19 protein-coding genes are annotated in these 20,368 nt (G+C 58.0%); 4 read left to right on the forward strand and 15 right to left on the reverse strand.

Annotated elements, in window-relative coordinates:
- Positions 1–36: 36 nt before the first annotated feature.
- From H2O17_RS09685 to H2O17_RS09755, 15 genes are all read right to left on the reverse strand, one after another.
- The gene (locus H2O17_RS09685; protein WP_182049484.1) at positions 37–1,605 is read right to left on the reverse strand and encodes an NADH-quinone oxidoreductase subunit M; all 1,569 of its coding nucleotides are present in this window, start codon (positions 1,603–1,605) and stop codon (positions 37–39) included.
- 21 nt (positions 1,606–1,626) lie between these two features.
- Positions 1,627–3,552: an NADH-quinone oxidoreductase subunit L gene (gene nuoL / locus H2O17_RS09690; RefSeq protein WP_246311224.1), complete on the reverse strand. Its 1,926-nt coding sequence runs from the start codon at positions 3,550–3,552 to the stop codon at positions 1,627–1,629.
- A gap of 50 nt (positions 3,553–3,602) precedes the next feature.
- A complete protein-coding gene (nuoK, locus tag H2O17_RS09695) occupies positions 3,603–3,893 on the reverse strand; it encodes an NADH-quinone oxidoreductase subunit NuoK (protein WP_223149159.1) in 291 nt (96 codons plus the stop codon).
- A gap of 5 nt (positions 3,894–3,898) precedes the next feature.
- Positions 3,899–4,846, reverse strand: a complete 948-nt coding sequence (locus H2O17_RS09700) for an NADH-quinone oxidoreductase subunit J (RefSeq protein ID WP_182049486.1) — start codon at positions 4,844–4,846, stop codon at positions 3,899–3,901.
- Positions 4,846–5,466: an NADH-quinone oxidoreductase subunit NuoI gene (gene nuoI, locus H2O17_RS09705; RefSeq protein ID WP_246311369.1), complete on the reverse strand. Its 621-nt coding sequence runs from the start codon at positions 5,464–5,466 to the stop codon at positions 4,846–4,848. Before nuoI ends, H2O17_RS09700 begins: the two co-directional genes overlap by 1 nt.
- Before the next feature lie 55 nt (positions 5,467–5,521).
- Entirely contained in the window at positions 5,522–6,880 is a 1,359-nt protein-coding gene (gene nuoH / locus H2O17_RS09710) for an NADH-quinone oxidoreductase subunit NuoH (RefSeq protein WP_246311225.1), read from the reverse strand.
- On the reverse strand, positions 6,877–9,462 hold the full coding sequence (locus H2O17_RS09715; RefSeq protein ID WP_182049489.1) for an NADH-quinone oxidoreductase subunit G: 2,586 nt from the start codon (positions 9,460–9,462) through the stop codon (positions 6,877–6,879). The genes nuoH and H2O17_RS09715 overlap by 4 nt, the downstream gene beginning before the upstream one ends.
- Complete coding sequence (nuoF, locus tag H2O17_RS09720) at positions 9,459–10,739, reverse strand: NADH-quinone oxidoreductase subunit NuoF (RefSeq protein WP_182051031.1); 1,281 nt, start codon at positions 10,737–10,739, stop codon at positions 9,459–9,461. The genes H2O17_RS09715 and nuoF overlap by 4 nt, the downstream gene beginning before the upstream one ends.
- Before the next feature lie 44 nt (positions 10,740–10,783).
- Positions 10,784–11,464, reverse strand: a complete 681-nt coding sequence (gene nuoE / locus H2O17_RS09725; protein ID WP_182049490.1) for an NADH-quinone oxidoreductase subunit NuoE — start codon at positions 11,462–11,464, stop codon at positions 10,784–10,786.
- Entirely contained in the window at positions 11,464–12,816 is a 1,353-nt protein-coding gene (locus H2O17_RS09730) for an NADH-quinone oxidoreductase subunit D (protein WP_182049491.1), read from the reverse strand. The genes nuoE and H2O17_RS09730 overlap by 1 nt, the downstream gene beginning before the upstream one ends.
- Positions 12,816–13,532 carry an NADH-quinone oxidoreductase subunit C gene (locus tag H2O17_RS09735; protein WP_182049492.1) on the reverse strand — a complete coding sequence of 239 codons (717 nt, stop codon included), beginning with the start codon at positions 13,530–13,532 and terminating at the stop codon, positions 12,816–12,818. Before H2O17_RS09735 ends, H2O17_RS09730 begins: the two co-directional genes overlap by 1 nt.
- Positions 13,529–14,089 carry an NADH-quinone oxidoreductase subunit B gene (locus tag H2O17_RS09740; protein ID WP_182049493.1) on the reverse strand — a complete coding sequence of 187 codons (561 nt, stop codon included), beginning with the start codon at positions 14,087–14,089 and terminating at the stop codon, positions 13,529–13,531. The genes H2O17_RS09735 and H2O17_RS09740 overlap by 4 nt, the downstream gene beginning before the upstream one ends.
- 11 nt (positions 14,090–14,100) lie before the next feature.
- Entirely contained in the window at positions 14,101–14,460 is a 360-nt protein-coding gene (locus tag H2O17_RS09745) for an NADH-quinone oxidoreductase subunit A (RefSeq protein WP_182049494.1), read from the reverse strand.
- A gap of 100 nt (positions 14,461–14,560) precedes the next feature.
- Positions 14,561–15,835, reverse strand: a complete 1,275-nt coding sequence (locus H2O17_RS09750; protein ID WP_182049495.1) for a geranylgeranyl reductase family protein — start codon at positions 15,833–15,835, stop codon at positions 14,561–14,563.
- Positions 15,836–16,014: 179 nt separating this feature from the next.
- On the reverse strand, positions 16,015–16,713 hold the full coding sequence (locus tag H2O17_RS09755; RefSeq protein ID WP_182049496.1) for a demethylmenaquinone methyltransferase: 699 nt from the start codon (positions 16,711–16,713) through the stop codon (positions 16,015–16,017).
- 80 nt (positions 16,714–16,793) lie between these two features.
- On the opposite strand from H2O17_RS09755, the gene H2O17_RS09760 reads away from it, so the two are divergent.
- The 4 genes from H2O17_RS09760 (at position 16,794) to H2O17_RS09775 (ending at position 20,359) form a co-directional block, all read left to right on the forward strand.
- Positions 16,794–17,753 carry a 1,4-dihydroxy-2-naphthoyl-CoA synthase gene (locus H2O17_RS09760; protein WP_182049497.1) on the forward strand — a complete coding sequence of 320 codons (960 nt, stop codon included), beginning with the start codon at positions 16,794–16,796 and terminating at the stop codon, positions 17,751–17,753.
- Positions 17,753–18,976, forward strand: a complete 1,224-nt coding sequence (locus H2O17_RS09765; RefSeq protein ID WP_182049498.1) for an AMP-binding protein — start codon at positions 17,753–17,755, stop codon at positions 18,974–18,976. The genes H2O17_RS09760 and H2O17_RS09765 overlap by 1 nt, the downstream gene beginning before the upstream one ends.
- Positions 18,977–18,987: 11 nt before the next feature.
- On the forward strand, positions 18,988–19,881 hold the full coding sequence (locus H2O17_RS09770) for a 1,4-dihydroxy-2-naphthoate polyprenyltransferase (RefSeq protein WP_182049499.1): 894 nt from the start codon (positions 18,988–18,990) through the stop codon (positions 19,879–19,881).
- A gap of 109 nt (positions 19,882–19,990) precedes the next feature.
- Positions 19,991–20,359, forward strand: coding sequence for a PLD nuclease N-terminal domain-containing protein (locus tag H2O17_RS09775; RefSeq protein WP_182049500.1), 369 nt, complete (start codon positions 19,991–19,993; stop codon positions 20,357–20,359).
- Positions 20,360–20,368: the final 9 nt, after the last annotated feature.

Here is a 20,368-nt window from a genome sequence, read left to right on the forward strand (position 1 = left end):
TGGGTGTCAGCGCTGCCCAATCGATGACAGGCGTAGTCACTTTGTGCTCCCTTCTACGGCGGTAACCGTCGCGTCAGCTGCTGATGCAGCCGCGTCCTGGGACTGCGTGGTGATGTTTTGTGCGGAAATCTCCGCCACTGGCCGGACAACGTCTAGGACTGGAGCCGGTGCAAAGCCGAGGAAGAGCATCCCGGCGATGAGTACACCGGCAACAACCTTCTCGCGAAGGTCCATGTCTGGAACAGAAAGATCCGGCTTCGGACCCGTAAATACACGCTGGTAAGGAACCAAGATGTAAAGAGCTGCGAGAATAACACCGAAAACGGCCACGATCGCGAGGCTTGCATTGATCTGGTAGGTGCCCACCAAGATGAGGTACTCGGGAATGAAGCCCGATAGCCCTGGTAGTGCGATTGATGCCAGACCAGCCACTAGGAACGTACCTGCGATAAGTGGCGTTACACGCTGCCACCCGCCGTAAGCGCTGATCTCGTACGACCCTCCGCGGCGTCCAAGGAAGCCGACCACCAAGAAGAGTGCGCCAGTTGCTACACCGTGGGCGACCATGTAGAGAATGGCTCCAGTCATGGCCACAGAGCTTCCGGAGAAGATGCCAAGAATCATGAAACCAAAGTGGCTAACCGATGTGTAGGCGATCAAGCGCATCAGGTTCTTTGACGTGATAGCCATGAACCCACCCCACAAGATGGAGACAACAGCCAGAATCATGATTGCCATCGCGGCGTCGCTTGCTGCCTCCGGGAAAAGCGGGAGGCACAGTGCGATCATTCCGAAGGTGCCGATCTTGTCCAGAATACCCACTAGCAGAGTTGAGGTTCCTGCTGGAGCCTGTTCTGTGGCATCCGGCAACCACGTGTGCACGGGAAACATCGGCGCCTTGATGGCGAAACCAATGAAGAACGACAAGAACAGCAGCATGGTCACTGTGGACGAGCCAGATACTGCACCCGCGAGGTTGTCGATGAGGAAGCCCTGAGGCCCCCCGGGGCCCTGAACGTAGACTCCAATGACGCCAACCAGCATGATCAGGCCGCCGACCAGCGAGTACACCAAGAACTTGACGGCAGCGCGGCGGCGGCCAGCGCCGCCATAACGCCCAATCATGAAGAAGACTGGTATGAGCATGAGCTCAAAGAGCATGTAGAACACGAAGACATCGCGCGCAGCGAAGATGCCGATGATGATCGCTTCGAGAGCGAGCACCCATGCCACGTATCCTGCAGCGCGAGAATCGGTTTCTTCCTCAAGTTCGTTCCACGCTGCCAGGAGTACTACAGGAACGAGTACAACCGATAGCGCGATCATGACAAGACCCATACCGTTGATACCCCACGCGATCGAAACACCGATCTGTGGAATCCAGCTGTACAGCTCGGTGAGCTGAACCTCGTCGGCGCGCGAAACGTCAAATCCTGACACAACAGCTGCTACGAAACCAAGCAGGATGAGAACGGAGACTCCCAGTCCCACTGGGCGAGCTACCTTGTGCAGTGGCTTGACAAGCCACAGCACAAGTGCCGCAACAGTTGCCACAAGGATGAGTACTGTCAGCCAGGGAAAGGCTGCCTCATTTGCGGATTGCATGTACTTCTTTTCCTTCCCCGGTCAGATTCTCGACGCCAACGCGACGATGAGAGCGACAACAACACCGAGTGCCATATACCCCGCGTAGGAGCGCGCGTAGCCGTTCTGCAGGCGGCCGACTAGTCCGCCAAGACCCACCGAACCCTTGCCAACGCCTTCGACTGCGCCATCCACACCGTAGTGATCGACAACAGCAACCGAGGCGGCCAGGCCCATACCCGGCTTCATAAAGACGGCTTCGTTGAAATCGTCCTGGTAAAGATCACGGCGTGCCGCACGGGTCAGACCGGATCCAACAGGAGCGGCCAGCGGGACGTCCTGAGCCACGTACATCCTCCATGCCAGCAGCACACCCGCTGCGATGAGCACAAGCGTCAGCCCGGTAATAACGGGAACGGGAAGCACTGGCTCACCGTGCTCGACTCCACCGATGGCAGGTTCCAGCCACGATACAAAGCCAATCTGGTTGAGAGCAAAGCCAAGACCCAGCGAACCAATAGCAAGGACAATTTGCGGCACGTACATCGAAGCCGGAGCCTCATGAGGATGGTGCGCATTCGGGCCGGTGGTGGCGAAACGCTCCTTGCCGTGGAAAATCATGAAGAACAGACGGGACATGTAGAAAGCAGTCAGCCCCGCAACGAGCATCGCGAGCCCGCCAAACACCCACGGCTGCCAGCCTTCACCGGTGAATGCCGCCTCAATAATCTTGTCCTTGGAATAGAAACCAGATAGGAACGGGAAACCGATGATTGCCAAGTAACCACAGAGGAAGGTGGCCCAGGTGATCGGCATGTACTTGCGCAACCCGCCGAAGCCACGCATATCGACTTCGTCGTTCATCGCGTGCATGACCGAACCGGCCCCAAGGAACATGTTGGCCTTGAAGAAACCGTGAGTCACAAGGTGGAAGATTGCGAACGCTGCGCCAACCGGCCCAAGACCAGCAGCAAGCATCATGTAGCCGATCTGCGACATTGTGGAGGCCGCGAGGACCTTCTTCATGTCATCCTTCGCGCTACCAACAATTGCTCCGAAGACCAACGTGATCGCGCCGATGATGGCCACAAGCAATTGGGCCGAAGATGAGACTGCGTAGATCGCGCCAGATCGAACCATAAGGTAGACACCAGCAGTAACCATTGTTGCTGCGTGGATGAGTGCGGAAACTGGTGTGGGGCCAGCCATAGCGTCACCCAACCAAGCTTGCAGGGGGAACTGCGCAGACTTACCGCACGCTGCCAGCAATAGGAAGATACCAATTGCGGTTGCGGTACCAGACGACGCCGTCGCGATGCCTTCGTTGACCCCAGAGAAGGTCACAGTGCCGAAAGCAGAGAACATGATCATCATTGCGATGAGCATTCCCATGTCGCCTACGCGGTTCATGATGAATGCCTTCTTGCCTGCGGTGGCGTTCTCCGGGATGTGGTTCCAGAAGGAAATCAGCAGATACGACGCCAGACCGACGCCTTCCCAACCGACAAACAGAACCAAGTAGGAGTTGCCCAGTACAAGCAAAAGCATCGAAGCAACGAAGAAGTTGAGGTATGCGAAGAAGCGACGCCGTTCGGGGTCGTGCTTCATGTAGCCCACAGAGTAGATATGGATGAGTGTTCCCACAAACGTGACGAGCAACAAGAACGTCATTGAAAGTGGATCCAAGCGTACTGCCAGATCAATCGAGAAATCCCCAGCAGGGATCCAACGGTAGACCACAGCGTCCATTACTCGCTGGTCGGAGGGAAGGCCAACCATCTGTATGAACGCAGCAAACGCCACCACGAAAGACGCTGTTGATGCAGCGATCGAGAGCCAGTGGCCCCACGAGTTTGTCGCCTTCCCGGCAACCAGAAGAAATCCCGCACTAAGAAGCGGTATTGCCACGCATAGCCACACGATGCTGGCTGCACCCGATGCGGGCACGGCCTCCACCGCGGATGACACGCTGAGGCTCGCTGGAACGATTCCCAGAATCAATTCACACCTGCTTCCTGTCAGTGCTTCAGCTGGTTCGCGCCGTCAAGCGATGCGGACCGATTGGTACGGAAGATCGCAACCACAATGGCGAGGCCAACTACGACCTCGGCCGCGGCGACGACCATAACAAAGAATGCGAAGACCTGACCTTCGATGTTCCCCCACATTCGGGAAAACGTCACAAGAACCAGATTGCATGAGTTGAGCATCAACTCCACGCCGAGCAGTGCGATGATTGCGTTGCGTCGTGTGAGTACGGCCGCACCGCCAATGGCGAACAGAATGACCGCCAACACTACGTAGTACATGAGGTTCACTTTGATTCCTCCTGCTCGGATTCAGCCGCATCCGGCAAAGCCTCGTTACCCGGATTAATACGCGTTGCCTGCTGTGCTGCGGGATAAGCCGGAGCAGCCTCACCCGGCATACCAGGCAGTCCCGTCTGAGGTACTCGAGCGGCGAAACCGTCAAGTTCGCCGCTGGCCGCGCGAGCTGCGGTGACGGGCGAAATCTCTGCGACGGAGCGAGCTTGGCCGCGAATGCGAAGCACTCGAGGGACCGAATCTGCCACTTCTTCGCCACCAACGGTGAGCGCTGGATTTGCTGCGGAGTTGGACTCAGCAAAGACTCCCGTAGGAGGCTTCTGACCGATGTGACGCCCAGTTTGCACGAACGCCTCCATCTTGGCATCAGCAAGTTCCGCCTGCGAGAGCTTCTTGCGCGGGGATTCGCGATGAGTCAAGGTCATCGCACCAAGTGCCGCCACGATGAGAAGCGTGCCCGTCAGCTCCATCGTCAAAACATGCGAGCCAAAGATCGATTGGGCGATAGCTTCCGGATTTGTCGGCGAATTAGCATCCGCCATCCCTACTGCATCTGGAGTAACCGCGCTTAGCACAGCACCTGCCAAGATCACGACGAATCCGATTCCCGCTACGATCGCTACTGGCCGTTGCATCCGCAGCGTTTCGTGCGTCGAATCGGCGGCATCAACACCAATCATCATGAGCACAAACAAGAACATCATGAGAATCGCGCCTGTGTAGACGAGCACTTGCACAACACCCATAAACGGCGCTTCAAGCATCGTGTACAGAACAGCCAAGCAGACCATGATGACGATGATGCAACCTGCGGAGTAGACCGCACGGCGGGTAACCAACAGGCCGTAGACGGCCAGAACAACCATCACAACAGCAATGACCCAAAAGAGAATTGCTTCACCGGTTGAGATCGTCAGCGCTGTAGTCGTAGCTGACATCACTTGCTCCCATCTACAGGTTTGGCAGTTGCCAAGGTCGGATCATCCGGGCGATGCTCGCGCACCCACGCCACCTGTTCTTCCGTTGGCCCTGAAATCTCACCACGGTAGTAGTTGGCGTCTGACGTTCCCTCCACCATTGGATGAGGTGCAGCCAGCATGTTTGCTCCCATCGGAGCAAGCAGATCCTGCTTTTCGTAGATGAGTGACTCGCGCGTGGGGCCAGCCAACTCGAACTCGTTCGTCATAGTCAGCGCTCTGGTGGGACATGCCTGAATGCAGTAACCACAGAAGATACAGCGCAAGTAGTTGATCTGGTAAACCGCACCAAAACGCTCCCCTGGCGAAAACTGCGCCTCGGGGCTATTAGCGTGAGCTTCAACGAAAATCGCGTCGGCGGGACATGCCCATGCGCAAAGCTCGCAGCCGATGCAGCGTTCCAAACCATCGGCATACCGGTTGAGCTGGTGTCGGCCGTGATAGCGCGGCTGAGTAGGTACCCGCTCTTCGGGGTATTGTTCCGTCACTGACTTCTTAAACATGGCCGAAATAGTTACGCCATAGCCAGCCACCGGTGCAAAAAACTCACCAATCGGGCCCTTTTGGGCCGGGCCCCACAGGGCCGGATCCGGATCCGGGAAGTCATTCCCGGCCGGGCCTGTTTCATACTGGTTCTCAGTCACGGTCAGCCTCCTTGATGTTGCTGACAGCAGCGCGGGAAGAGCTGGATACGTCACGGCGCTGTGCGCGAGGCGACGGGGGCAGCGACTGTCCCGGCATTGGCGGCACTGGGAAGCCACCAGCCATCGGATCGAATTCTTCTTCTGGTCTGACGAACCCGGGCTGGCCGGAGGCATCGTCCTCTTCTTCGTCATTGCCGCCGAAGAACCAGATCGCGACAAGTGCAATCAGGAAGACGATGGCGATAGCGAGCAGCAAGCTCCGACGCGATAGATCGGTGAAGGCGGAAACGCCCTGAATAACCATCACGCAGACCAACCATGTAAGCGCGGTAGGAATCAGTACCTTCCACCCGAGCTTCATGAAGTGGTCGTAGCGCATACGCAGCAGTGTTGCACGGGTCCAGATCATGAAGAACATGAACACCCACGTCTTCAGCACGAACCAAAGCATTGGGACCCAGCCCACGTTCGGATCCCCGCCCCACAGCGAGTAGATCCACGTCACGATCGGACCTGCGCGCCAGCCGCCGAGGAACACCGTGGTGGCGATCATCGAGACGTTGAGCATGTTGATGTACTCGGACAGGTAGTACCACGCGAACTTCATCGAAGAGTATTCCGTGGTGTGGCCGGCGACTAGTTCGCCTTCTGCCTCAGGAAGATCGAAGGGCAAGCGGTTGGTTTCGCCGAACATCGAGATGATGTACACGCAGAATGCCGGGAAGAGCGTAATGCAGTTCCACAGACCGGCTTGCGAATCAACAATTGCCGAAGTGGACATAGAACCCGCGGTGAGGAAGACCGTCACAAGCGAGAGACCCATCGCAAGTTCGTAGGAAATCATCTGGGTTGCAGAACGAACGGCACCATACAGCGGAAGAGTGGAACGGGTGGACCAACCACCGAACACTAGGCCGTATTCGCCCAGTGCCGCCACGGCGAGCACAAAGAGAATCGCCACCGGAGAGTCAGCCAGCTGCAACGGAGTGCTATGGCCGAACAATGAGACCTGCGGTCCCATCGGCAGCACAGCCATAAGCATGAATGCACATGCTGCGGAAACGACAGGTGCAAGGAAGTACATGACTTTATCGGCGCCGTCGAGCCAGATATCTTCCTTAATGATGAGCTTGAGAGCATCGGCGAAAGCCTGACCGAAACCTAACGGTCCAACGCGGTTCGGCCCAAGTCGGCTCTGCATCCGGCCCAAACCACGGCGTTCTACCCACAGGGCCAGAATGACCGAAAGAATCAGATAAAGAATGATGAATACGGCCTTGATGACCCAAATCCACCATGTGTCTTCAGTGAAGTCAGCGATCTGCACACTTGCCAAGATGGTCGGCGTCACTTTGTCACCTCCGCATTGGCTGCAGCCAGTGCAACCTTCTGCCCGGCATGAACGCCGAGCGTTGTGATCTGACATCCCACAGAGTTCTGAGGCACCCACACAACACCGTCAGGCATTGAGGTGACCGCAGCTTCAAGCTTCAATGTTCCGGCTGGGCCAGAAACGTTGATGAGAGAACCGTTGGCAACTCCGGCCGCGGCAGCTGTGTTGGCCGAAAGGACAGCCACAGGCTTCCGAGCAGTGCCCGCCAGGTGAGGTTCGAAGTCTTGCAGAGTGCCTGCACCAAGCATGAGATTCCAGCTTGCCAAGATGGCTTCCCCGACCTCGGGCACTTCAACCTGTTGCGCCGGATACTGCGGTTGCGCTGCTCGCACCCCGTCCCATGTATGGAACTCAGAAATCTCGTTGACGACGTCGCCCAACCGAGCCAACCCCATATCCACGCCCATTTCACGGCCCAGATCGTTGAGGACTGTGCGATCAGGAAGCTGAACTGAAGTCAGTACCTGACCAAATGGTCGGATGCGGCCTTCCCAATTGACGAACGATCCGCCCTTTTCGCTCGGCGGAGCCACCGGGAGGACCACGTCAGCCAACTGCGAGGTGGCAGATGCCCGAACCTCAAGTTGTACAACGAATCCAGTGCTCTCAATAGACGTGCGCGCACCGTCAGGAAGATCGGCCACATCAACGCCACCCAAGACCAACGCGCCGAGTTCGCCCGAAGCCGCAGCCTCGAGGATCTCCGGAGCGCGACGCCCAGGTGTGCTTGGTAGAGAAGCAACTCCCCATACAGCGGCAGCGTCAATACGTGCTGCTGAATCCTCGACTGGACGGCCCCCGGGAAGCAAGGTGCCAATAGCGCCAACTTCCAATGCGCCGCGATCACCCGCACGCCGTGGAATCCACGCAAGTTGAGCGCCAGTACGATGAGCGAGATCAAGAGCAGCACTGAGCGCTCCTGGAACCGACGCGGCACGTTCACCCACCAGAATCACGCCAGCTTCTGCGAGCGAATCGTAGGTTGGGTCGCCTGCTGCAAGGTTGTTCAGCACTACTGCTTCGCTACCCGGAGCTGCCGGGATGAGCCGTGCGCCCATCTTTGCCGTTCCGCCAGTTGCGTATGGGCCGACGACGGAAACCGTGACCGTTCCGGCCAAGAAGCCCTTGCGTAGGCGCAAGAAGACAGTCCCGCACTCTTCTTCGGCTTCAAAGCCGACCGCGAGAACGTGCCCCGCATGCTCAAGCGCTTGGTAGGTTACACCCACGCCCGTGCCAGCAACCACTGAAGCCAGGAAGGAATCTTCCTCCTCAGAGCTTGCGCGAGTGCGGAAATCGATGTCGTTCGTACCAAGAACTGTGCGAGCAAACTTCGAATAGGCGTATGCGTCTTCCATTGCCAAGCGGCCACCGGTCAAGACGCCAACGTTCTTACCTGCAGCAGAAAGCCCACGAGCGGCAACATCGAGTGCATCGGGCCACGAGGTCGGTACCAGCGCACCTGATTCGTCCCGGACCAATGGTGTGGTCAGCCGATCTGAGCCATTCTGCCAGCGGAAGGCGAATCGATCCTTGTCGGTGATCCACTCTTCATTGACCTCTGCATCCTCGCCGGAAAGCCTGCGAACGATTTCGCCACGGCGATGATCGATGCGAATAGCTGAACCTGAGGCGTCGTGCTCGGCCACACCGGCAACAGAAACAAGATCAAATGGGCGGGCCCGGAAGCGGTACGAAGCACTCGTCAGCGCACCAACTGGGCAAATCTGAATAATGTTGCCAGAGAAGTAGGAAGCGAAGGGGCGCCCTGATGCATCCTCTTCGGAGGCTTCAATGGGACCAGCGGAGAATCCCTCTGCTAGGCCGCTCTGGCCATATGGGCCAACGTACTGAGCCGGAACGTACTCAGGCGTGGCGCCCTCGTCGTCGGAAAAGTTCAGAACCTGAGCATCGAAGTTGCCGACCTGCGAACCGTTCAGGCTATGGACGGCGTAACCTGGGGTGCCGCCGCCACGTCCCTGCAACTGAATGAAGCGATCACCGGTGATCTGCGACTGGAAACGCGTGCAACGCTGGCACAAGATGCAGCGGTCGCGATCCAGAAGGATCTGTGATGAAATCTGAATTGGCTTCGGGAACGTACGCTTTACGTCGATGAACCGTGATGTAGCGCGCCCTTCCGTCATCGCCTGATTCTGCAAGGGGCATTCGCCGCCCTTATCGCACACCGGGCAGTCCATCGGATGGTTGATCAGCAGGAATTCCATGATTCCGTGCTGAGCCTTCTTCGAAACCTCGGAAGTGTGCTGCGTGTAGACCTCCATGCCAGGAGAAACAGCCTCTGCACACGAAGCCACAGGCTTCGGCATCGTCGCAAGGTTGCCGTCGCGGCCCGGACGGGCCACCTCTACCAAGCACTGGCGGCAAGCGCCGGCCGGCTTGAGCAGGGGGTGATCACAGAAGCGAGGAATGCGCACGCCAACTTGTTCAGCAGCGCGGATGATCATCGTTCCCTTGGGAACTGCCACATCCTTGCCATCGATCTTGAGGTTAACGAGCTCGTCCGTTTCGGTTGTACTCATCGAACACCCACCTCACCAAATACAGTCGTCTTTTCGTAGGGGAACAACTCGCGAGCCGGAGTCGTGTAGCCAGCTTCGAACTCTTCACGGAACAGTTCGATGCCGGACTTGATCGGAGTCGCGGCGGCGTCTCCGAGAGCGCAGAATGAGCGCCCTTGGATGTTGTTAGCGATTTCGTACAGTAGATCCACGTCGCCTGGCTTGCCTTTGCCTGCCTCAAGGCGATGCATGATCTGACGCATCCAGAAAGTACCCTCACGGCACGGTGTGCACTTGCCACATGATTCGTGCTGATAGAAATCGGTCCACCGGGAAATAACCCGAACAACCGAAACCGTATCGTCGAACATCATGAGTGCGCGTGTTGCGAGCATTGATCCTGCATCACGGACGCCACTGTAATCCAGCGGAACTTCAAGGTGAGCCGGCGTGAACAGCGGTGCGGATGAGCCGCCCACAGCCCAGAACTTCAGTTCGTGACCGGTGCGAATTCCACCAGCGAGCTTGAGTAACTGGTCACCCGTGATTCCGATTGGAGCTTCGTACTGACCCGGGTGCTTCACGTGACCTGACATCGAGTAGATGACGTGACCCTTTGCTGATTGGGTTCCCATGGCACCGAACCAATCAGCACCATTGCGAACAATGCCGGGCACAGAAGAAATGGTCTCAACATTGTTGATAACGGTTGGCCGTGCGTACAAGCCCTCTGCCGCGGGGAACGGCGGCTTCAAGCGTGGCTGACCTCGCCAACCTTCGAGAGAGTCAAGAAGCGCGGTTTCTTCACCGCAGATGTATGCGCCAGCGCCAGCATGAACGGTGATCTCGATATCCTGATCACCGTTCGGGCCAACGCCCTTTCCGATGAGTCCTGCTTCGCGGGCCTCACGGGCCGCGGCCAGCAAGCGGCGATATACATGGACAACTTCACCACGTAGGTAAACGAAACCGTGGTGCCCGCCAACGGCCAGCAAGCAGATTGCCATGCCCTCGATGAGCGCATGCGGGTTGGCCATGAGCGCCGGGATGTCCTTGCAGGTACCCGGTTCGGACTCATCGGCGTTTACTACGAGGTAGCGCGGTCCACCATCCGGTGCAGGGAGGAATGACCACTTGAGACCAGTTGGGAAGCCAGCTCCGCCGCGCCCCACCAAACCGGAATCCTTGACAAGCTGAGTGAGCTCGCCTTCTCCAAAGGTCCACGCCTTGGCCAGACCTTCGTACCCGCCATGTGCGCGATACGTTTCAAGCGTCCAGGACTTCTCTTTGTCCCACATGTCTGAGATGACCGGCGCGAGAACGCCGGGGGCTGAAAACTCGGTCACTTAGACTGCCCTCCCTTTGCCACTGGAGCGGTCCATTCGTTAGCTCGGGCCAACGTGATACCCGCCAGAGATGCGGTTCCTGCGCTAGGGCCCTCATCAACGTGGCCGTCTTCGAATCCAGCAAGAACTCGCTCAGTTTCCTTGAAGGTGTGCACCTTCTGAGCACCGCGCGTGGGATGGACATCCTTGCCGGCGCGCAGGTCATCAACCAACGCCGTGGCACTCTCAGGTGTCTGGTTGTCAAAGAACTCCCAGTTCACCATGACCACAGGCGCGTAATCACAACCCGCATTACACTCAACAGCTTCGAGGGTGACCTTGCCATCCGCGGTGGTTTCGTCAGAGCCGACTCCGAGGTGTTCGGTCAAGGTTTCCCAAATGACGTCACCGCCCATAACTGCGCACAGAGCGTTCGTGCACACACCCACGTTGTACTCACCATTTGGATGGCGGCGATACTGCGAATAGAAGGTCGCAACAGCCGATACCTCAGCGCGGGTCAAGCCCAAGATATCCGCCACCAGCCCGATTCCGCGCGGAGAGACGAACGCCTCTTCAGACTGAACCAAGTGCAAGATTGGCATGATTGCCGATCGAGAATTCGGATAACGCGTAATGATTTGCGCAGCATCCGCGCGAAGCCTTTCTTCGACTTCAGGAGCAAACTTCTCTGCCATCAGCGGTCCACACCTCCCATGACTGGATCGATAGATGCCAAGCAGACGATGGCATCTGCGAGCAGGCCACCTTCTGCCATCATTGAAAGACCTTGAAGATTTCGGAAGCCTGGGTCAGAGACGTGAACACGATAGGGCCGCGTTCCTCCATCTGAAACCACGTGGACTCCAAGCACACCCTTGGCATGCTCGACCAGTTGGTACGCCTGACCGGCCGGAACACGGAAGCCTTCTGTCACTAGCTTGAAGTGATGAATCAGAGACTCCATCGATTCCGTCATGATCTCCTGCACGTGTTCAGCGCTGGTGCCCTGCCCATCCGTAGAGATCGAAAGGCTTGCTGGCCATGCGATGCGCTTGTCAGCAACCATGACCGGCTGACCCTCGGAAACATCCAAACGATCGAGCACCTGATACACGATACGTAGAGACTGGAAGCACTCTTCGAAGCGAACCATTGTGCGGTTGAGGGCGTCTGACTTGTCCCGCACGGGAACATCAAACGTGTAGTTCTCATATCCACAGTACGGCTGGGTCTTGCGCAAATCCCATGGCAGACCTGCGGCCTTGAGACCCGGCCCTGTCTGGCCCAAAGCCATCAAAGAGGTCATTGACAGCACGCCGACGTCAGTAAAACGAGCCTTGAAGATCGGATTTTCGCCCACCACATCAATCATGTCGATGATCGCCTGACGAACATTTGGAAGGAGTTCGCGAATATAGTCAGTGGTTCCTGGGGTCAGATCCTCGGCCACGCCGCCCGGGCGCACGAATTCGTTGTTCATGCGCAGGCCAGTAATGCGCTCGAAGATACGCAGAATATCCTCGCGGCCCTTGAACGCCAAGGTCATCATGGTGGTGGCACCAAGTTCGTTGAGCGCAGAGCCAACGGCTACCAGGTGTGATGCGATCCGGTTGAGCTCCATGAGGAGCACACGGATCTCGCTGGCTCGGGCCGGAATCTGATCCGTGATGCCCAGTGCCTTTTCAATCGCGAGGCAGTATCCGACTTCTTGGAAGAACGGAGCCACGTAATCCATACGAGTCACGAAAGCCACGCCCTGAGTCCAGGTGCGGAACTCCATGTTCTTTTCGATACCGGTGTGAAGGAAACCTGTGGCGCCCCGAACTTCACGGACGTATTCGCCGTCGAGTTCGAAGAGCAAGCGGTACACGCCGTGCGTTGACGGGTGGACCGGGCCAATGTTGACCACAATGCGTTCTTCGGCAAGCTTCTCAGCTTCGGATGCCAAATCGGACCAGTCGCCACCCATAGCAGTGAACGAAGGTAGGCCTTCCATGTCTGCTTCAGTCGCGCCGTTTGTGGCGTGGAAGTGCTCTGCAGTAGTCATCAGTTGTACTCCCTCCGAGTATCCGGCGGCGGAATGATGGCGCCCTTGTATTCAACCGGAATGCCACCCAGTGGGTAGTCCTTGCGCTGTGGATGACCTACCCAATCGTCTGGCATCGCTGTGCGCGTGAGACCCGGATGCTCATCAAACACAATGCCCATGAGGTCCCACGCCTCACGCTCCGGCCAATCGTCAGCCGGATAAACCCCAACGATCGATGGGATGTGTGGATCCGAATCGGGGCACGTAACCTCGAGTGCGATCATTCGGTTGTGGGTGATGGAGAAGAACGGGAAGTACCCGTGCAGTTCGCGTCCCTTGTGGTTGGGGTAGTTCACAGCTGATACGCCCAAGCACATTTCGAATCGAAGGTCCTGATCATCGCGCAAGTACTTTGCCACGCGGACCAGATGTTCCCGAGCGATGAAGATGACTAGCTGGCCGTTCTCCACAACCACTTTTTCGATCACAGAATCAACTGCAAGGCCATCGGCTTCGATGAGTTCGTTCAGAACGTCGACGACGTCGTCGAACCAACCTCCGTATGGACGGTTTGCGGGACGCGCCATGACTTCCGTGACTTCCAGACCGGAAAAACCGGTGGTGTCTCCCGATCCGCGCACACCCCACATTCCTTGAACGTGGCGGAGGAATTCGGGTGAGCGAAGGCCTCCTTCTGTGTTGGGCGTCAACGCGCCCTCGGTGTTCTCACTCACGCAAGCAACCCCTTCATTTCGAGAATCGGTGTAGCTTCCAAGGCAGCGGCTTCGGCGGCGCGCGCAACTGCAGCACGGCGCTTCTTGGTGATCTTGTACGTGCTTTGGACCTGCTTGCGCAGTTCGAGAACTGCGTTGATGAGCATCTCCGGGCGCGGCGGGCAACCAGGCAGATAGATGTCTACGGGCACGATGTGATCGGCACCCTGCACCACGGCGTAGTTGTTGAACATACCGCCTGATGATGCACACACACCCATCGAAATGACCCACTTGGGGTCGGCCATCTGGTCGTAGATGTCGCGAACCACTGGAGCCATCTTCTGGCTAACGCGGCCAGAAATGAGCATGAGGTCAGATTGGCGCGGCGAGGCGCGGAAGACCTCCATACCAAAGCGCGAAGAATCAAAGCGCGGCGTTCCAAAGGCCATCATTTCGATAGCGCAGCATGCCAGACCCATCGTCACAGGCCATTCCGAACGCGTCATTGACCAATTGGCGACGTCTTCGATCGTCGTCATCAGGATTCCTGACGAACCATCCGTTTCGTGTGCCATGTGGAGCCTCCTCAGTCCCACTCGAGCCCACCGCGACGCCATTCATATACGAATGGAACCGTGATGAGGAAAATGAAGACGAGCATGGCGATCAGACCTGCAATGCCCAGCGATTTGAAAGTAACCGCCCAGGGGTACAGGAACACCACCTCGATATCGAAAATAATGAAGGTCATGGCGGTCAAGTAATACTTGACCGGAAAGCGGCCAGCGCCGCCAGCATTTGGAGTGGCCTCAACGCCGCATTCGTAGTTCTGAAGCTTGACCCGGTTGTACCGATTCGGGCTCAGAATCGCACTCAGCACCAAACCCGCGATCGCCACAAAGAATGCGGCGACGATCATGATCAGCAATGGAACATATGCATTCATCGGATCTCCACCTGTTTACTTACCTTCATTGTCAAAGTCATTCGGCGGCTTGGCACCTTGGCTGCGGTGCCCGGGCCGTCGTTCCTCATACTGTCACACTTCATGCTTTGGGCACCGCCCTGGCTACAGCCGCGATCAGGCGGTCCATCCAATCGCCATCCGTGCGGTCATAACAATCAGATAAAAGCTTCATGACGAGCCGCATGAGTGTTGGACGTGGCAGACCGTACTTCACACACAAGTGCATGATTTCGGGCCTTTCGATGAGAGCCGCGAAGATCCTGCCCATCGAGTAGTAGCCGCCCAGCTCAGAGCTAAGGGCCTTCGGGTATTGCTTCAACGCAGCCTCTTGCGAGGTAACCGTTGGGCGAGCCAAGGCCTGACCCATAGCGTCGGCAGCAAAACGCCCGGATTGCAGTGCGTACGCAATGCCCTCACCGTTGAACGGGGAAACCATGCCTCCCGCATCTCCAACAAGAAGGAGTCCATCCTTGTAGTGTGGTTTGCGGTTGAAAGCCATCGGAAGTGCTGCGCCGCGAAGTGCGCCCACTTGGTTTTCGGGAGTGAACTCCCATTCGGCTGGAACATTGTTCATCCAAGTCTTGAACATCTTCCTATAGTCCAGACCTGTGGGTTTGGCCGTTGATGAGAGCGAACCCAGCCCAACATTGACGATCCCGCCGCCGACGTCGAAGATCCATCCGTAACCGGGCATGAGATCGGACTTGCCTGGTTCGCCTTCCCACAGTTCAAGGTGGGACTCCATCATCGTGTCATTCGCGCGTGGAGAGCGGAAGTAGGTACGGTAAGCGACCCCCATTGGCCGCTTCATGTCCTTTTCCCTGCCGATTGACGTGGCTAAACGTGCTGAAACGCCACCAGCATCTACCACGAAACGAGCCGAGTACTCGAGTTCCGTGGACTTGTCCGATGTGGGATGAGCCAGAACTCCCACCACGCGCCCTGTCCGTTCGTCACGAATGGCAGATGCAACGGTGATGCCCTGTTCGAGGCGGGCGCCTGACGCAACAGCGCGCTGTATCAACACTTCGTCTAACTGAGTGCGTGGGCAAGCCAGCCCGTAGCTGGGCATAGATGCAAGTTCGGGCCATGGGACTTCGATGCAGTGGCCACCGCCGTAGGTTCGAAGTCCGTGGTTTGTGGCCCAACCTTGCGTACTGATCCCCATCCTGACGACCTCAGCGACTGCGCGCGGGGTCAGTCCGTCGCCGCAAATCTTGTCGCGAGGATATTCGGCCTTCTCAAGGACAAGGACGTCAACTCCGGCTTGAGCCAAATAGTGTGCAGTGGAGGCACCTGCGGGTCCGCCACCCACAACAATTACGTCTGCGGTTTGCGCCACGCGGCCTCCCATCCAGCTTCCTGTGAACCATCGTCGAGCCCACACACCCGCTCTATCTTACTCGGTGGAATTGCGCCAGATGAACCAAAAGGTGCCGTCTTTAAGCAACGCTTTTCTCACCTAAATCCTTTTTGGACTAGATTCGTCGAAAGGTCGCGGATTGAGGAGCCACTGCCAGCCCATCTTGTCCACTACTCGGGACGAGTCGCCCGATGAATAGCTACAATTCCGAGGTCAAGATTCCGGTACTCCACACCGCGCCAGCCCGCCTCCTGAATGCGGACGGCAAGTTCCTCCTGTGCAGGCCACGCACGGATGGATTCAGTGAGGTAACCGTAGGCGGCGTCGTCGGACGAAAAAACACGGCTGAATGCAGGCATCGCAACATCCAAGTAGAAGCTGTACAGCTTCCCAAACGGCTTCCATGTGGGACGCGAGAATTCGGCGACGACGAGGCGCCCGCCGGGTTTCGTGACGCGCAGCATCTCGCGAAGAGCCAAGTCTGGATCGTTGACGTTGCGCAAACCGTAGGAGATGGTGGCAACGTCGAAGGTCGCATCTTCAAACGGGAGATCCATCGCATCTCCCTGAACAAAGTTGAGTTCCGGGAAGCGCTTCTTGCCCTCCGCGATCATTCCCTCGGAGAAGTCGCAGGCAACCACTTCGGCGCCGCGAGCCGCATACGCGGCGGAAGACGTTCCGGTGCCAGCAGCTAGGTCAAGAACCTTCAAGCCGGGCCGCGCGCCGATCGCAACAGCCACCGCTTCACGCCACACCCGGACCTGGCCGAGAGTTGTGACGTCATTGGTGAGGTCATACTTGGCAGCGACCTCGTCAAACATGGTGGCGACTTCAGCTGGCTTCTTGGAGAGTGATGCACGAGAACTCATGGAGGCTATTCAACCACGCATTGCGCTGTGTGCCGCATCTGGCCAGCCACACGCCAGCATCACCGCCTAGAGTAGATTCCATGACGAGCCCAACTTCCAACCTCCCACAAAAGGTCTCTGATCTGTTCGATCCGCAGCGCTGGCGCGAGATCCCTGGATTCGACTTTACGGACATCACCTATCACCGCGCCGTCAAGCGCACCACGGATTCACAAGGCACAGAAACCTTGACGGATCTACCCGTTGTGCGCATCGCCTTCGATCGGCCGGAAGTGCGCAACGCCTTCCGCCCCGAAACAGTTGATGAGCTGTACCGCGCGTTGGACCATGCCCGGCTGACGGGCAGCGTAGGAAGTGTGATCCTGACCGGAAACGGGCCGTCACCCAAGGACGGTGGATGGGCTTTCTGTTCGGGCGGCGACCAGCGAGTTCGTGGAAAAGTCGGCTACCAATACTCCAAAGATGGGCATGTGGATCCGGCGCGGGCCGGGCGGCTCCACATTCTCGAAGTTCAGCGGCTCATTCGCTCAATGCCAAAGATCGTAATCGCTGCGATTCCAGGGTGGGCTACCGGCGGTGGCCATTCACTCGAAGTAGTGTGCGATCTGGCAGTGGCCTCGCGGGAACACGCTCGGTTCAAGCAGGTTGACGCCAATGTTGGCTCTTTCGACGCTGGCTACGGTTCGCAGCTTTTGGCGCGCCAAGTGGGAGACCGCCGAGCCCGTGAGATCTTCATGCTCGCCCGGGAGTATTCAGCAGAACAGGCGGAAGCGTGGGGTGCGATCAACGAGGCCGTCGCCCACGACGAGTTGGAGGAGAAGGCGCTGGAATACGCGCTGACCATTGCTACCAAGTCCCCTCAGGCCATACGAATGCTGAAGTTCTCTTTCAATGCGCTAGATGACGGCATTGGCGGAATGCAGGCTTTCGCCGGCGAAGCCACTCGGCTCGCCTACATGACCGATGAGGCTCGCGAGGGCCGCGACTCTTTCCTCGAACACCGCAGTCCCGACTGGTCCGCCTTCCCGTACTACGCCTGATGACGGTTCACGACGACGAACGTCGCGGAAGTGATTCCGGCGGCCGGTCAGAAAGAAGAGCCAGTGGTGCTGGTGGAGGTGTTGGCGCACGGCGGCTTCGGATTCTGCGCGATGCGAGTGTGACCGAGGTGGCGCAGGCTACCCGTGACCTTCTCAAGGGAGGCGCGCCCATCTTCCTGCACGCAGGTGCGGGCGGCGAGGGGATCGCGCAGGAGATTGAGGATCTCGGTTTGCTTCCCGCGGAGGCTGCTCTGCTTCTGCGCACATCTGGCACCACCTCTGGCACGGGCAAAGTTGTGGTGTGCACGTTGAACTCACTGTTGGCCTCGGCCGGGGCCACCGAGCAAGCGCTCGGCGGCCCCGGCCGCTGGGTCACGTGCCTCTCCCCCGCGCATATCGCGGGCTTCCATACGGTGTTCCGCTCGGTTGTGGCCGGATTCGAGCCAATTGAGGCTGGCCACGGTTCGCCAGAGGACCTCGCCCACGCAGCGCTCTGTGCTGATGATGGCGAACGACTCTATCTCTCGCTTGTCCCCACACAACTTTTCCGCCTCCTTTCCTCGCCGCATGTGCCTGCGGCGCGCCGCTTCGACGGCATCTTGGTAGGAGGAGCAGCAACACCACCCGAGCTCCTGGAACGCGCCCGTTCTGCCGGACTCGCTGTGTTCACCACATATGGAATGACGGAGACGTGTGGCGGCTGTGTATACAACGGAAAACCAATAGGAAACACCGACGTGAGCCTTTCGCCTTCCGGCAACATCTCAATCGCAGGCGATGTGGTTAGTTGGGGATACCTAGGCGACCAACCTTTTGAGGGACGATTCACAACAGAGGACATCGGCCGTATCGAAGATGGCCGCCTCGTGGTGCTCGGGCGGGCCGACGACGCGATCACCACCGGTGGCATGACGGTCATGCCATCCATCATTGAAGCCGAGATCATGCGGCTTGGCTACGGGCAGTGCGTGGTGGTGGGGATTCCCGATCCGGAGTGGGGGGAAGCAGTGGTGGCTATCTGCGATGCCAGGCTCGCGACCCGAGAATCCGAGATCCGAGCAAGCCTTTCTGCGAAGCTTGACCGCTCATATGTTCCTCGGAAGTTCGTGCCGTTGCCTGCGCTGGGCTTTTCTGAGTTCCCACAGCGAGTCACGGGAAAGATCGACCGCGCACTACTTCGCCGCCATCTCATCAGGTTTGGGACCACGTCCCAAGAAACGTAAGATCAGCAGTCGTGGCACATCTACAGGACTGGATTGAAGGGGCGCGAATGCGTACCCTTCCGGCAAGCGTGGCCCCCGTACTTGCGGGCGCTGGCATAGCTGCATGGGCGGGGACCGGTTCTCTCCCCCGTACACTTCTGGCTGCCAGCGTGGCACTTCTTTTTCAGATCGGCGTCAACTTCTCCAACGATTACTCCGACGGAATTCGGGGTACCGACGACGTCCGGACAGGACCACCACGCCTAACCGGAGGTGGAAAAGCGGCACCCCGCACTGTCAAGATCGCAGCACTAGCCTGTTTCGGTCTCGGTTGCTTGGCAGGCTTGGTTCTAGTTGCTTTGTCCGGTGCTTGGTGGCTGATCATTGCTGGCGCCGTAGCTGTGCTTGCTGCTTGGTACTACACCGGCGGAAAACACCCTTATGGCTACATGGGTCTTGGCGAACTGTTCGTCTTTGTGTTCTTTGGACTCATGGCCACAGCGGGTACAACCTACACACAAGGCCTTTCCGTTCCTTGGCAGGCATGGGTAGCTTCCACAACTATTGGGCTCATCGCGTGCGCACTGCTCATGGTCAACAACATCCGCGACATTCCCACCGATGTGCTCGCAGGAAAGCACACCCTTGCAGTTCGGTTGGGAGACAAAGCTGCTCGAGCTACGTACGACGCCATGATTCTGGTGCCGTTCGCCCTCTTGGGCTCATACGCCTCTACTCTTCTGCCCTGGTCATATGCGTTCTTCTTGCCCGCATTCTGTATCGCAATCCAGTGCGTTATGCGCATTCATGGCCTTGGGGCGTTTGACAGGCACGAGGGGCGCGCACTTATCCCCGTGCTCCGCGATACGGGCTTCTTGGAGCTTGCTTTTGGTGCAGCACTGCTTCTCAGTTTCCTCGTGAGTTGAGGCTCGCTCCGTCACCATCGCGAAGCGCGATTCCTTCGTGAGGTAGTGCGTACTACGCGATGGGCTGACCGGGAACCCTGTAGCGGGCGAAGTCGACTAGACTAATGACATGGCCAGAATCGCAATTATTGTTCTCGCAGTAGCCCTTTGGATCTACGCGATCATTGACTGCGCGCGGACGAGCAAAGATATGATGCCCGGCCGCTTGGCCAAGTCAGTCTGGCTAGCCCTAACTATCGTGTTCCCAGTGGTGGGTTCACTGGTTTGGCTGTACTTCTCATTCCAGAATCGCCACCCGGAAGGCCTTGGTGAATCATTCATCAAGTTCCCTGGCAATCCCCCCAAGCCGTCGTCTGGCCCAGTTGCCCCAGATGATGACCCCGAATTCCTCGCCAAGCTGGAAGCCCAGCTTCGCTTTGAGGAATGGGAACGCCAGCAGCGCGGTGAAGGAGAAGACGGAGAGACTGCGCAACGATGAGACCAACTG

This window comes from Changpingibacter yushuensis (assembly GCF_014041995.1).
Classification (GTDB): domain Bacteria; phylum Actinomycetota; class Actinomycetes; order Actinomycetales; family Actinomycetaceae; genus Changpingibacter; species Changpingibacter yushuensis.

Excerpts from the sequence above, each read along its gene's own strand:
- H2O17_RS09750 (WP_182049495.1), bottom strand. The coding sequence starts at position 15,835 with ATGGGAGGCCGCGTGGCGCAAACCGCAGACGTAATTGTTGTGGGTGGC.
- nuoK (WP_223149159.1), bottom strand. The coding sequence starts at position 3,893 with ATGTACTACGTAGTGTTGGCGGTCATTCTGTTCGCCATTGGCGGTGCG.
- H2O17_RS09730 (WP_182049491.1), bottom strand. The coding sequence starts at position 12,816 with ATGACTACTGCAGAGCACTTCCACGCCACAAACGGCGCGACTGAAGCA.
- nuoF (WP_182051031.1), bottom strand. The coding sequence starts at position 10,739 with ATGTGGGACAAAGAGAAGTCCTGGACGCTTGAAACGTATCGCGCACAT.
- H2O17_RS09700 (WP_182049486.1), bottom strand. The coding sequence starts at position 4,846 with ATGTCAGCTACGACTACAGCGCTGACGATCTCAACCGGTGAAGCAATT.
- H2O17_RS09685 (WP_182049484.1), bottom strand. The coding sequence starts at position 1,605 with ATGCAATCCGCAAATGAGGCAGCCTTTCCCTGGCTGACAGTACTCATC.
- H2O17_RS09740 (WP_182049493.1), bottom strand. The coding sequence starts at position 14,089 with ATGGCACACGAAACGGATGGTTCGTCAGGAATCCTGATGACGACGATC.
- H2O17_RS09745 (WP_182049494.1), bottom strand. The coding sequence starts at position 14,460 with ATGAATGCATATGTTCCATTGCTGATCATGATCGTCGCCGCATTCTTT.
- H2O17_RS09715 (WP_182049489.1), bottom strand. The coding sequence starts at position 9,462 with ATGAGTACAACCGAAACGGACGAGCTCGTTAACCTCAAGATCGATGGC.
- H2O17_RS09755 (WP_182049496.1), bottom strand. The coding sequence starts at position 16,713 with ATGAGTTCTCGTGCATCACTCTCCAAGAAGCCAGCTGAAGTCGCCACC.
- nuoE (WP_182049490.1), bottom strand. The coding sequence starts at position 11,464 with ATGGCAGAGAAGTTTGCTCCTGAAGTCGAAGAAAGGCTTCGCGCGGAT.
- H2O17_RS09765 (WP_182049498.1), top strand. The coding sequence starts at position 17,753 with ATGACGGTTCACGACGACGAACGTCGCGGAAGTGATTCCGGCGGCCGG.
- H2O17_RS09775 (WP_182049500.1), top strand. The coding sequence starts at position 19,991 with ATGGCCAGAATCGCAATTATTGTTCTCGCAGTAGCCCTTTGGATCTAC.
- H2O17_RS09760 (WP_182049497.1), top strand. The coding sequence starts at position 16,794 with ATGACGAGCCCAACTTCCAACCTCCCACAAAAGGTCTCTGATCTGTTC.